The 12,964-nt window shown below is 45.8% G+C and carries 10 protein-coding genes and 1 pseudogene; 2 read left to right on the top strand and 9 right to left on the bottom strand.

All coding sequences use genetic code 11. The features are described from left to right. Positions 1-242 precede the first annotated feature (242 nt). The 3 genes from glmM to cdaA are packed head-to-tail and all read right to left on the bottom strand — an operon-like array spanning position 243 to position 3,599. Positions 243-1,589 (bottom strand): phosphoglucosamine mutase, encoded by a 1,347-nt coding sequence (glmM, locus tag BMZ95_RS03720; RefSeq protein WP_014073933.1) that lies wholly within the window; start codon positions 1,587-1,589, stop codon positions 243-245. Positions 1,590-1,617: 28 nt separating this feature from the next. After that, positions 1,618-2,760, bottom strand: a complete 1,143-nt coding sequence (locus BMZ95_RS03725) for a CdaR family protein (protein WP_046921940.1) — start codon at positions 2,758-2,760, stop codon at positions 1,618-1,620. Continuing rightward, positions 2,757-3,599: a diadenylate cyclase CdaA gene (cdaA, locus tag BMZ95_RS03730; protein ID WP_003691761.1), complete on the bottom strand. Its 843-nt coding sequence runs from the start codon at positions 3,597-3,599 to the stop codon at positions 2,757-2,759. The genes BMZ95_RS03725 and cdaA overlap by 4 nt, the downstream gene beginning before the upstream one ends. A 177-nt stretch (positions 3,600-3,776) precedes the next feature. Between cdaA and BMZ95_RS03735 the strand changes: the two genes are divergently transcribed. Further along, on the top strand, positions 3,777-4,457 hold the full coding sequence (locus tag BMZ95_RS03735) for a DUF1361 domain-containing protein (RefSeq protein WP_046921939.1): 681 nt from the start codon (positions 3,777-3,779) through the stop codon (positions 4,455-4,457). 777 nt (positions 4,458-5,234) lie between these two features. Here the strand turns inward: BMZ95_RS03735 and BMZ95_RS03745 are convergent. The 6 genes and pseudogenes from BMZ95_RS03745 to BMZ95_RS03775 all read right to left on the bottom strand — a co-directional run bounded on the left by BMZ95_RS03745 (position 5,235) and on the right by BMZ95_RS03775 (position 12,483). Beyond that, positions 5,235-5,834, bottom strand: a complete 600-nt coding sequence (locus BMZ95_RS03745; protein ID WP_046921937.1) for a nitroreductase family protein — start codon at positions 5,832-5,834, stop codon at positions 5,235-5,237. Positions 5,835-5,916: 82 nt separating this feature from the next. Continuing rightward, positions 5,917-6,870, bottom strand: a pseudogene (nrdF, locus tag BMZ95_RS03750) (class 1b ribonucleoside-diphosphate reductase subunit beta). Then, positions 6,871-9,024, bottom strand: a complete 2,154-nt coding sequence (nrdE, locus tag BMZ95_RS03755; RefSeq protein WP_046921935.1) for a class 1b ribonucleoside-diphosphate reductase subunit alpha — start codon at positions 9,022-9,024, stop codon at positions 6,871-6,873. Beyond that, complete coding sequence (gene nrdI / locus BMZ95_RS03760) at positions 8,987-9,382, bottom strand: class Ib ribonucleoside-diphosphate reductase assembly flavoprotein NrdI (RefSeq protein ID WP_014073939.1); 396 nt, start codon at positions 9,380-9,382, stop codon at positions 8,987-8,989. The genes nrdE and nrdI overlap by 38 nt, the downstream gene beginning before the upstream one ends. After that, complete coding sequence (locus BMZ95_RS03765) at positions 9,379-9,609, bottom strand: glutaredoxin family protein (RefSeq protein ID WP_022279928.1); 231 nt, start codon at positions 9,607-9,609, stop codon at positions 9,379-9,381. The genes nrdI and BMZ95_RS03765 overlap by 4 nt, the downstream gene beginning before the upstream one ends. A gap of 798 nt (positions 9,610-10,407) precedes the next feature. Further along, positions 10,408-12,483 carry a methyl-accepting chemotaxis protein gene (locus BMZ95_RS03775; RefSeq protein WP_074786431.1) on the bottom strand — a complete coding sequence of 692 codons (2,076 nt, stop codon included), beginning with the start codon at positions 12,481-12,483 and terminating at the stop codon, positions 10,408-10,410. 253 nt (positions 12,484-12,736) lie between these two features. Here BMZ95_RS03775 and BMZ95_RS03780 point away from each other — a divergent pair, with 253 nt between their 5' ends. Further along, a complete protein-coding gene (locus BMZ95_RS03780) occupies positions 12,737-12,937 on the top strand; it encodes a hypothetical protein (RefSeq protein WP_014073217.1) in 201 nt (66 codons plus the stop codon). Positions 12,938-12,964: the final 27 nt, after the last annotated feature.

Raw genomic sequence — 12,964 nt, forward strand, 5'->3', positions numbered from 1 at the left:
AAAGTAGAACAAAATCTCCAAAAATTGAAAAAATGTTCTACCGCCGACTCCAAATCCGCCCTGCGCGGCTCCGAAGCAGACAAAAAATGAGATTTCCTACCGAATTTTGTCTGCCGCTGCGACCAATTCCGTCTCACGCCACATCCAATTCTGCCGACCACATCAGACACCCCCCTCACCCCCCATCCCAAAAATCCGCACAAAAAAACCGGACACAATGCCCGGCCTCATTTCATATTCAATTAAACGCCCATTTCCTTCTTAACGACATCCACGATTTCCATTACGTAGTCATGAACGAGCTCTTGCGTCGGAGCTTCCGCCATGACGCGCAGCAAATCTTCGGTGCCGCTAGGTCGCACGAGCACGCGACCTTCGTCTCCCATCTTGTCTTCAACTTTGGCAATTGCGGCTTTGATGACCTCATTGTCCAACGCTGCCTTCTTGTCGGTCACGCGAACGTTGACGAGTTCTTGAGGATAAGTCGTCACTTCCGCAGCAAGTTCGGACAATTTCTTCCCGGTCTGCTTGATGACGTTCAAAAGCTGCAACGCCGTCAACATCCCGTCACCGGTTGTGTTGAAATCAAGAAAAACAACGTGGCCGGATTGTTCGCCGCCGACATTGTAGCCGTCTTTGCGCATCTCTTCGACGACGTAGCGGTCGCCGACTTGAGTCTTGACGGAATTAAGGCCATTTTTGGCCATCGCTTTGTACAAACCGATGTTGCTCATGACGGTCGTCACGATCGTATCCTTCTTCAAGCGGCCGCGTTCGCACATATACTTGCCGCAGATGAACATAATCTTGTCGCCGTCGACGATATTGCCGAGCTCGTCAACCGCGATGCAGCGATCGCCGTCACCGTCGAATGCAACACCGACTTGAGCACCCTGTTCAACGACGAACTTGGCCAAAGCTTCGGGATGAGTCGAACCAACGCCCTTGTTGATGTTGAGTCCGTCCGGATTCGTTGCCATCGTGTCAAATTCAGCGCTGAGATCCGCAAAGAGTCGTGAAACCAAATTACTCGTCGAACCGTTGGCACCATCAACTGCGATGTGCATTCCTTCAAGATCATCCGGAATCGTTTGTTCAAGGAATTGCAAATACTTGAGCGCGCCTTCGCGGTAGCTGCTGACCGTTCCCAGGCCTTCTGCAGAAGGACGCGGAAGATCATCAGTATTTTTTTCAAGCAAAGCTTCGATTTCTTCTTCTTGATCGTCCGAAAGCTTGTACCCGTCACCACCGAAGAACTTGATGCCGTTGTCTTGAACCGGATTGTGCGAAGCAGAGATCATGATTCCTGCATCAGCATCCTGCAAACGAACGAGATAGGCAACGCCAGGAGTCGTCATGACACCCAAAGTGAACACTTCGATTCCGACTGAAAGCAAGCCGGCAATCAAAGCCTGTTCAAGCATTTGCCCTGAAATGCGTGTATCGCGAGCAACCAGGACGCGTGGCTGCTTGCCTTCAGCATGCTGTGTCAGCACGTAACCACCGCAGCGACCTAGTTTAAATGCAAGTTCAGGAGTCAGTGTCTCGTTTGCAATGCCTCTGACACCATCTGTACCAAAATATTTCATTTTAAAAAATCCTCATTTCTGTGTTTATCTAATCTTCAGAAGAAGATGAAACTGACGACGAGCTCGAACTATTAATTTTGCTGCTGTCATCATCTTTTTTGTTATCCTCGTCATTGTCAGTCGTCGTCTGCTTATCCGAACCGGAAGAATCGTTTGAACCGGTCGATCCGCTCGACTGAATCTGGCTTCCTGACGACTGAACTTCAATCGTTACTTGAACCGAATTCGGCGAAACGGACGTAACGCCCGCTTCGGTCGGAGAAATTTTAATCGTCTTCGTCGTCGTGCTGTTAATCCCGACAATCGGAACCTTTAAGATGTATGAAGAAATCGACTTGAGAGCCGTCTTCGTTCCGTGGAGAGTGATCGACTTCGTTGACGAAGTGAAATTATAGCTTTTACCGGAAACTCCGCCAGCGCCAGCTTCAAGCAGCAATGGCACGGTCTTCGTTGACGTTGCCGAATTAATCGGAACGGTCACATGAACCTTTTCCGGACTGATGACGACGTCTGGAACCGGTTTGCCGTTTTTGTCGATTGCTTGCAAAATGACGTTTTTTGAATATGCGGAGTTTGTTCCGTCTGGCAAATTCACATTCGCAACCACGCTGACGATTTTTTTGATAGACTTCTGTCCGCCCGTAATGCTTACCGTCCGGCTGCTCAATATCGGTGTTCCGGCAGCGTATCCGCTTGAAATCTGTCCAGTGTCGTAGCGTGTCTGAATCGACATCGTGATCGTCTTGCGACGTTCGATCTTGATGACGGCCGAATCGGGATCAATCGAAGCCGTTACTTCTTTGCTGAGTCCGGAAGTCTTGAATTTGACGGTATGAGTGCCTGATTTCAGCTTCGACAAATCCGCATAGACTTCAAAATTGCGCGTATTGTCCATCGCCTTGACCATCGCGCTCGGACCTGAAAGTTTGACCTGAACCTTTTCCGGATATCCGGTCACGAAATACTTGTCGTTGTCAACGTTGACTGCAAGCGGCATCGTCATCTTGACCGTTTTGTTCGTCATCAAAACTGCCGGCGCCTGAGGCTTGTTGTCAGTCGTTCTCGTTGAACCCAGGCGCTGATAATTTACGTAGAAAAACAAGAGCAAGGCAAACAACAGCGAAACAAGCTGATACAAAAACTTCGTATTATCAATCTTAGGGAATTTCAATGCTTGTGCCCTCCTTTCCAGAAGGCTTGGGCAACTCTTTCAAAAAAGGACTGCTTCTTGTCCTCTTCCTTTGGAACAAGCTCGTTTCTCAACAGCTTGAGATAATCCTGACGAGCAAGATCGCGAATCAGTTCGTTGTTCTTCGTAATCGTCACGCCGCCGGTTTCTTCTGAAACGACAATCGTCAACGCATCCGTAACTTCACTGATGCCAACGGCCGCACGGTGTCTTGTTCCGAGCTCTTTTGGAATCAGGTTGCTTTCGGAAAGCGGCAGATATGCGGCGGCAACTGCAATCTTGTTATCCTTGATGATAACCGCGCCATCGTGAAGCGGCGTATTCGGAATGAAAATATTGATCAGCAAAGCGCCCGTAATATTGGCATCCAGCTTGATACCGGTTTCGATATAGTCTTCAAGGCCGGTATTCATCTGAATAGTGATCAAAGCACCGATTCTACGCTTTGACATGTACTGAATCGCCTGATCCAAGGCCTCGACCATCTTCTCTTCGTTATTTTCTTTCTTATTATATGACGTAAATAAGGAACCGCGCCCCAAGTGTTCAAGACCGCGTCTGATTTCAGGTTGGAAAATCACGATAATTGCAATAATCCCCCAGTTGATCACCTGATCCATTATCCAAGAGAGCGTCTCAAGACCAACGTACCAACTGATCAATTTGACGACGATGATGACGACGACACCCTTGAACAACTGAACGGCCTTGGTCCCGCGAAGCAGCATCATCAACACGTAGATCACGTACCAAACGACCAAAACGTCCAACACGTTGACCACATGCTGCAAAGTGAAGATACTTCCTAAAACCTGCAACAAAATACCCCCTCACTGTTTATTTTTACAACTATACATTATATCACGTCCACCGTAAAAATGTTACTTGACAAAAGACGACGTTAAAATCTAAAAATTTTACAACGATTGCCGCAAAACAAAAAAAAACACACCGGTTTTTGATACAATAGAATTATCAATAAAAAGGCGGTGGAAAAAGTGTCTAAAAGATTCAAATGGGTGGTCAGAACTGCATTTTTCATCTACATCATCTATGCGTATCTGACAATCTACCGCCAAGGGAACTTTTTCAGTTTCCTTGTGCTCAACACGTTTCTGGCATACCTCCCAGTCGAGATTTCGTTTCACATGAACGAAGGTCAGCCAAAAATCATCTACTGGCTCCTCTTCGTATGCTGGCTCCTCTTCTATCCGAACGCCCCGTACGTTTTGACGGACCTTTTTCACCTTGCGCGCATGAATCCCTACGATGCCGCAACCGGCCTGATGAAGTTTGACCTTCATCTCTGGCTTTACTTCACCAACCTTGTCATAAGCGCTTTGGCTTGTTGCCTGATGGGCGTCTGGAGTCTCGAATACGTCACGCAGACGATTCAGGTCAGGTTCCGCAAGCCAGGTCTTGGTTGGCGCACAATTATCGTAACTGTCCTGACGATTTTCTCATCAGTCGGTGTCTACGTTGGCAGATTCCTGCGCCTGCACACGGCCTACATCTTCTTTGATCCCGGTTTCGTCATCAAAGAACTTATCACCATGTGGAGTCCGCGCATGCTGGCCTTCGTTTTCATGATGTTTCTCCTGCAGATGACGGTCTGGGTTTCGATCACGATCGGCCGCATCACGATTACGAACCTCGATTCAAAATATAATCTTCAATGAGTCAGACGTTTGTCTGGCTTTTTTGTTAATCGCAGTCCCTCTCTCGCTGCAGACGCTGATTTGAAACCGAAAAGCGCCCTCTTCGGTCAAATCCAGTGACCGAAGCCGCCAAAGTAGACAAAAAACAGGAATTTCTACTCATTTTTGTCTACCGCTGCCTCAAAATCCGGCTCACGCGCCCCCCAAAGTAGAACAAAAATTCCCAAAATTGAAAAAATATTCTACCGCTGCTCCCAAATCCAGTCCGCGCGCCCCCCAAAGTAGAACAAAAATTCCCAAAATTGAAAAAATATTCTACCGCCGACTCGAAATCCGCCTCGCGCGGCTCCCAAAGTAGAACAAAAATCCCCAAAATTTAAAAAATGTTCTACCGCCGACTCAAAATCCTGCTCGCGCGGCTCCCAAAGTAGAACAAAAATCCCCAAAATTGAAAAAATATTCTACCGCCGACTCAAAATCCTGCTCGCGCGGACCCGAAAGTAGAACAAAATACCTAAAAATTGAAAAAATGTTCTACCGCCGACTCAAAATCCTGCTCGCGCGGCTCCCAAAGTAGAATAAAAATCCCCAAAATTTAAAAAATGTTCTACCGCCGACTCAAAATCCTCATTCACCGCCTGAAGACAATGCTTTCACCACCCCTCCGCCTCAGTCTAAGATAACGCTTTCGCTTCCTCTACACGCACCTATAACATCCCTCACCACGCACAAAAAAATAGCGAGAATTTCCACCCAGAAAATCCTCACTATTTCGTCTCTCGATCACAAAACCAAATCTTAGTCAAAAACCTTAAATCTCACGTCGTCTTCCAAAAATTCCTTGTCGTCCGCAGGAGCTTCAATCGATCCAAACGGCATTTCGGCACGCAGTCTCCAGCTTTCCGGAAGATCGAATTGCTGCTTGATCGCATCATCGATCAACGGGTTATAGTGCTGAAGCGAAGCACCGAGGCTATTTGCTGCCAAAACTTCCCAAACGGCCTGCTGTGCGCCGCCGATGCCTTGTTCCGCCCAATCGTCAAAATTGTCGGCATAAAGCGGAAAATCTTTTTTCAATTTCTTGACGGTTGCTGTTTCCGTAAAATACAGTACCGTTCCGAAACCTGCCTTGAAAGTTGCGATTTTTTCTTTCGTCTTCAAAAAAGCATCGTCATCTTTGACGACTTTTCTGAGTTCATCCAAAACAATGTCCCAAACACGATCCGAAGATTCGCCGAACGTAATCACTGCACGGACCGTCTGACTGTTGAATGCGGTCGGAGAATTTTTGAATGCTCCTTCGATCAGTTCGGTAATCTGCTCATTATTCAGTTCGATGTTCTTTCCGATTGCGTAAATCGAGCGCCGTTTCTTTAAAAATTCAATTGCGTTATTCATGTCTGATCAGCCTTTCTTATTGCTTACTTTACGTAAGTATAGCGTACAATCGAAGCAAAGTAAAAAATTATGCTCACTGCTTTCAAATCCAGTAATCATCGTCACCCATCGCCTCAACGCTGCCAAGCAAATAACCGTTTCCGACCTGAGAGAAGAAATCGTGATTTGACGTTGACGTCGAAATGCCGTTCATGACGACGGGGTTGACGTCTGTGGCCGTTTCTTCAAACAATGGCTCAAAACCAAGATTCATCAAGGCTTTGTTGGCATTGTATCGTAAAAAGATGCCGACGTCTTCGGTCCATCCGAGTTCATCGTAAAGTTCATGCGTATACTTCTCTTCGTTTTGATACAGATCGTAGAGCAGGTTGACGATTTCAAATTTCAATTTCTCCTGTTCTTCTTCTTCCAAAGCCCTGTATCTTATCTGAAACTTATATCCGATGTAAGTTCCGTGAACCGACTCGTCCCTCAAAATCAGCTTGATTATTTCGGCCACGTTGTTAAGTCGATTGTGTCCGAGAAAATAAAGCGGCGCATAAAAGCCTGAATAAAACAGAAACGACTCCAGGAAAACGGAGGCCGCCTTCTTCATCAAAGCATCGTCTCCGCGATAAATCGCACAGATCTTTTCTGCCTTGTACTGAAGATACTCGTTTTTTTCCGTCCATTCAAAAATCTCTTCAATTTCTGTCGGCGTATTGAGCGTCGAAAAAATCGACGAATAACTTTTGGCATGCACGGATTCCATAAATTCGATATTGTTCAGCACGGCCGTTTCATGCGAGGTCAAGGCATCCTTTTTAAGCGCGCTCATCCCGTCAACCGACTACAACGTGTCAAGCAAGGTCAGCCCTCCGAAAACTTTTTCGACTAGCGCATGCTCTTCTTCTTTCATTTTCTTCCAATCGTTGAGATCGTTTGACAAGGGAATTCTGGTATCAAGCCAGAATTGCTCCGTCAACTTTTCCCAAACCGCCTTGTCCAAGGCATCATCCAACACGTTCCAGTTTATGGCACGATATGTTTTTTCCATTTAAATCACACAACTTTCGCATTCGGCAAATTTGTCTTCTTCATCCTGATCGGTAAACGTTCTGACGTAATAAATCGATTTGATTTTCTTTCGGAAGGCATAGTGCCTGAGAATCGTCAAATCGCGCGTCGTCAATTCCTCTTTGTGACCTTTTTTCCACTCGTAAAGATCAGCAGACGGCTTCGATCTCATGAACAAAGTCAGGCTCAGCCCTTGATCGACGTGCTTTTGCGCCGCCGCATAAGTGTCGATGACGCACCTCATGTCAAGGTCATAGGCGCTCGTGTAGTAAGGCAGCGTTTCTTCGGAAAGACCGGGCGCCGGGTAGTAGATCTTGCCGATCTTCTTTTCCTGCCGCTCTTCCACGACCCTGACGATTGGCTGCAGGGATGCGGTCGTGTCGTTGATGTAAGAAATCGATCCGGTTGGCGCAACGGCGAGCCTGTTTTGATTGTACAACCCGTGTCTCATTACGTTTTGGCGCAGTCTGCCCCAGTCTTTTGCGCTCGGAATGAAGATTCCCTTGAAGAGTTCTTTTGTTTTTGAAAAATGCAGTGTCAAATCAGCATTTTCATATTCTTCGAAATAGCTTCCGTCCGCATACCTGCTTTCTAAAAAACCGTCAAACATCTGCTTCTTCTCAATCGCAATTTCGTTTGAAGCAACCAGCGTCCAATAGTTCAGCAGCATGAAATACGTCGAAACGAATTCCAGGGCTTCTTTTGAACCGTAGCGAATTTTGTTTTGCGCAAGGAAGGAATGAAGACCCATTGCCCCCAGTCCGATGGCATGCGCCGTTTCGTTTCCGTGAGCTACGGAAGGCACGCTTTTGATGTTTGATTCGTCGGAAACTTCCGTTAAGGCTTTCACCATCGTTTTGACGGAACGTCCAAAGTCAGGTGCTTTCATCAAATTTGCAATATTCGTTGACCCAAGGTTGCAGCTGATATCACGTCCAAGCTTGACGTATTCCTGCTCGTCATTGATGACGGACGGCTCCTGCACCTGCAAAATCTCTGAACAAAGGTTGCTCATGACGATTTTTCCTTTGATCGGATTGCCGGCATTGACCGTATCGATATTGACGATATAAGGATAGCCCGATTCTTGCTGAAGCTTTGAAATCTCTTCTTCAAGCATTCTCGCAGAGATTTTTTTCTTCTCGATCCGAGGATTTTCGACCATCTTCTCGTATTCTTTGGTCAGATCGACATAGGAAAACGGACAATGGTATTCTTTTTCGACCGTGTAAGGTTCAAAAAGGCACATCTCCTCGTTTTTGCGCGCAAGCTCATAAAACTTGTCCGGAACGACGAGTCCCAAAGAAAGCGTCTTGACCCTGATTTTTTCATCGGCATTTTCTTTTTTGGTCCCGAGAAATTCCAAAACGTCTGGATGAAAAACGTTCAGATAAACGGCGCCCGCACCTTGTCTTTGCCCCAACTGATTTGAATAGGAGAAACTGTCTTCAAGAAGCTTCATCACGGGAACGACGCCCGAAGCCGCCCCTTTGATCTGCTTGATGCTGGCTCCCCGCCCGCGCAGATTGGAAAGGCTGACGCCGACGCCGCCACCGATTCTTGACAGCTGCAGAGCCGAATTGATCAGCCGTCCGATCGAGTTCATGTCGTCGGTCGTCTGAAGCAAAAAGCATGACACGAACTCACCGCGTCGTTTTCGTCCGGCGTTCAGAAAACTCGGCGTTGCCGGCTGAAACCGCTGATGAATGATTTCTTCTCCGATTATCTCCGCAAGTTCTTCATCACCGTCGGCAAACGTCAGCGCACATGCCAAAACCCTGTCGCAAAAATCTTCGAGCCAGATTTTTTGATCATTCGTTTTCATGGCATACTGCGCATAAAACTTGTAGGCAGACATGAACGTCTTGAATCTGAATCCTGCTTTTCGCAGCCTTTCATCCAGTCCGTCGATGAACTCAGAAGTGTATCTTCCGAAGACTTCCTCATCGTAATAGCCGTTTTCGACCATCCATTTCACGTGCTCGTGCTTTTTTTCAAACCGCTTGATCTTTGGCTTGACTTCGTCTTTCAAAAACAGCTTCAACGCCGCCTGATCCTTGTCCAGTCTGATCCGCCCGTCTTCCGGCAGATTCAGTTCATTGTTGAGCTCGAACCATGGTTGTTTTTCGTTCAAGTTCTCTCACCTCTTCTTCAAAATTGTCAACGTCTTCCTTCGTTCCGGAAAACTCGAACGCATATATCAGCGGAACGCCGTACTTTTTTGCAATCTCCTTTGCGGAAAAAACAAACAGCTCGGCAAAGTTTCGATTGCCCGATCCCGAAACGCCGGCCAAAAATTTCTGATTCTCACCGGTTTCAAGAAAATCAAAAACGGGCGCGATAAACTCTGCTTCATAGGTCGGGACCACCAGTACGTACGGATCTTTCATCTCCAGCTCAGCGGTCGGATCGATTTCAATCGTCTCGTAAGCGTTGAGTTTGGCCGCAAACCGTTTAGTCTGACCAGTCACGCTAAAGTACACGACCTTCATAGGTTAAAGGCCTTTTTCATTTTTTCCTGGTCAAATCCAGTGCAGACGACTTTGTTCGAGTCCTCAACCACCGGCAGACTTTTGACTCCAAGCTTGCGCAGCCTTGCCATTGCGGCTTCATCTTCATCAACGTCGACTTCTTTAAAATCAAGGTTATGTTCATTTAAAAATCTTTTGGTCATCATGCACTTCATGCAGCCTTTGCGACTGAATACGGTTATGTTCATAATATCAATCCCTTCGTTTCAATTTATAATGATTATAACCGCTTGAATCCATTAGCACAACATATCGAATGCAGTTTGTTTCACGCACAAGATGTTGTATCAATTATTAACCCGGCTTAGAATCTTTTTAAACTAGCATTTGGCAGGCTTTTTATGTCCATGAAACTTTATCAACTGAAGCCCGGAAAAACTATACTTCAAATTAAAAATCCACTCTTGACATCAATTTCAAATCGGCTCTATTTTTGTGACATTCGCAACAATATCTCAAACATAAGCAGCAAAAACTTCAAAATCATTCATCAGCCACTTGTTGTCAAAAAAGAGTTTTGATGTTACAACGAAAGTTCAGAAAAGCCTTACCGGTTATTCGCCAAGACCTATGCAAGTCGTTTCACAGTGACGACCTTGAATTATTGCATTTAGTCGCCCCTGAACTTTGGCAGGTTAAGGCGACTATTTCTTTTTGACGTCAAAAGCATGTCCGATAGTGAGCGTGCTTTTTATTTTTTAGCATCTTCCAAGCCATCCTTGCAAAGCATTGTGTCAAGGCGGGCCTTACGGGCAAATCTTCGTTTTTGCAAATCTGCCCGTAAATGCCTGTCGATTACGGGCAAAACGTCGATTCCTGTGATCTGCCCGTACCCCCCAAAAACCAGACCAACGACAAGCCCGCCCCTTTCGCTTCTCTTTTCTGCACATCACCAAGCGCTGCATAAAAAACCGGATGATTCGCAATAAATCGCAAATCATCCGGTTCTTTAATTTGTGACTGGTTTGTCAAAACCTTTTAACAAATTATTTATTAACGCTCAATTTGTCCGTTTCGTTCTTCAAGTTGTCTGCAATATCGCGCAAGTCGGCAACGTACTGCGTGAATTCGTCCATCGTTGCCAAAACTTCTTCGGAATTTGCGGAAACCTCTTCCGTTCCAGCTGCGTTTTCCTGAGTTGAAGCAGAGATGCTTTCAAGTCCTTCGAGCACTTTGCCTTGAACTTCTTCGATCTTATCTGAAGCTTTGGCAACGCCTGCGACTTTTTGTGCCATTTCCTGATTGCGCTTGAAGACTTCCATCGTCGATTTGATGGCTTCTTGAATCAGCTTGGACTGCTTTTGACCGCCTTCAACGGAACTGTTCGTCTTGTCGACCATTTCAATTGACTGATTCTTGATGTTGTCGATGATGCCTTCAATTTCCTTCGTCGAAGCCGCGCTTTGTTCGGCAAGCTTGCGAATTTCTGCCGCAACGACTGAGAAGCCTTTGCCGGCTTCGCCTGCGCTGGCAGCTTCAATCGAAGCATTCAAGGCAAGCAGGTTCGTCTGACGCGAAATTTCGTTGATGACATTGATAATCTTGGTAATGTCCTGAATATCCGCGTTCATGTTCTGAACACTCTGAGACAGGGCCTTCATATCATCGAGCTCAGCCACCCAGTTGCTGTTGACATTGTCCATCGTGTTCATGTTGTCCTGATTGATTTTGGCAGATTCGTCGGATTCAGCATTCATGGCATGAACGCTTTCGTTCAACTCATCGATAACCTTCGAAAGTTCTTCCAGTTTAGTTACGCTTTCCTGAGTTTCCTGAGCCTGTGAACTCGTAACTTCAGCAATGCCAGTAATCGTTTGGGCAACTTCTTCCGTTGCCTTGCCCGTCTGCTTGGAGAGTTCAAGCAATGAAGCTGATTTTTCCGCAACGTTTGCCGACTGTTTCTTGACGTTTCCAATCAATTCACCGACGGCATTGATCATTTTATTGTAACCGAAAGCGATTCTGTTGAATTCGCTGCCATCTTGTTCAGGATTTACGAGTTTTGCCGTGACCTTTTCAGCAAAGTTCTTGGCCTTGCTGCGATCAACCTTGATTTCGTTCAGATTGCCGCTTTCTGCTTCCTTAAAGTAATAAAGCAATGTTTCGGAAATTCTTCTGAAGATGCCCTGGATCGTCATTGCAGCAATGATGATGACAATTGCAACGATAATCGCAATCACGCTGGCCGTCTTGATCATTGTCCGACGTTCGTTTTGAAGGTCGTTTTTCATCACGTACGAATACGCCCAGTACTTGCTGCCGTTTTCGCCCTTGTTAAAGTAAATATCGGTAATCTTTGATTCGCCCTTCAAATGAACAAATCCTTTGCGCTTTGAAGAAGCCTTGATTGCCTGATACATCTTGTCGTTTTTCAGACTGTTGCCGCGACTGTAATGACTGTCATCAATTGCGCCCTTTGAGGCAAGCACAATTCCGCCGTTTGAAACAAGCGTCACGCGACCCGTCCGACCGATCCTGACATTGCCGATTGGACGTTCAATCGCATTGAACGAAACGTCGGTGCTGACAACGCGAATCTTGTTGTTGTCTGTCTCGTAGGCATATGCTGCCGTGATGACATACATGCCGGTTTGGACATCTTTATAAGGAAGAGTCCAGATTACGCTGCCCATGTCGGAAACAGCTTTCTGATACCATTCACGTGTCGTCGGCTTGTAACCTGCAGGAAGCTTGTCGGAGCTTGCACAGTTGTCATCCTGGTCGGCAACCGTTGCCGTAAGGAGGGAGTCATTTGCATTGCAGAGCTTCTTCATTTCAAGCTCCAGGTTCTTCTTGTCGAATTTGCTCTCTTTAAATTCAGGGTAGGTCGCCATTTTCTTCAGCATCTTTTCAGAAGTCGACTGAAGATGATTGCGCTCTTCCTGAATAAGATCAACGGCACTTTCCTTGGACAAATCGTTGCGTTCAATCAGGACATCAGTTGTCGTGCTGATCGAACCGATTAACATAACGAGCAACGGAAAAATGCCCACTACAACCAAAATTCCGGTAATCCACTTGCCGATTGAGCGTTGCCCTTTCTGTGATGTGTTCTTTTTCATGTTGATACGTCCTTTCGATAATATTTTGTTGAACTAATCCTCATAGGGTTTATCGGACAAATAATTATGCTATTTTATGCAAATAACATGAAAAAACATCGAACATAAAATGAACACCGTCATTTCAATTACAAATATCACTCTTTTTTAGCTAACGTACAGTTATATAGTAAGCGGTCGTTAAATAAGCGTTCTTCATAAACCTCCGATGTCTTGGTATGCTTTAAACATCAAGTATATCGGAGGTTTAAATATGAAATTGGATGACGTCGTGGAAGTCAACCTTGTTGACCTAAGCCCTAAAGAAACATATCGACCGGTCAGGGAAATGGCTGCGAAAATTATTACGGAAGATGTTGAAATCCGAATCTACAACGGAGCTTCGAGAGAGATTCTCAAAAATTTGAACAACTATCTTTGGTATCGTGATCAAAATGTTTCCAAATATAAATAATATGAAAATCTATCTCATTTGCGGTAA

It is taken from the genome of Ligilactobacillus ruminis DSM 20403 = NBRC 102161 (genome assembly GCF_900113455.1).
GTDB classification, from domain to species: Bacteria; Bacillota; Bacilli; order Lactobacillales; family Lactobacillaceae; genus Ligilactobacillus; species Ligilactobacillus ruminis.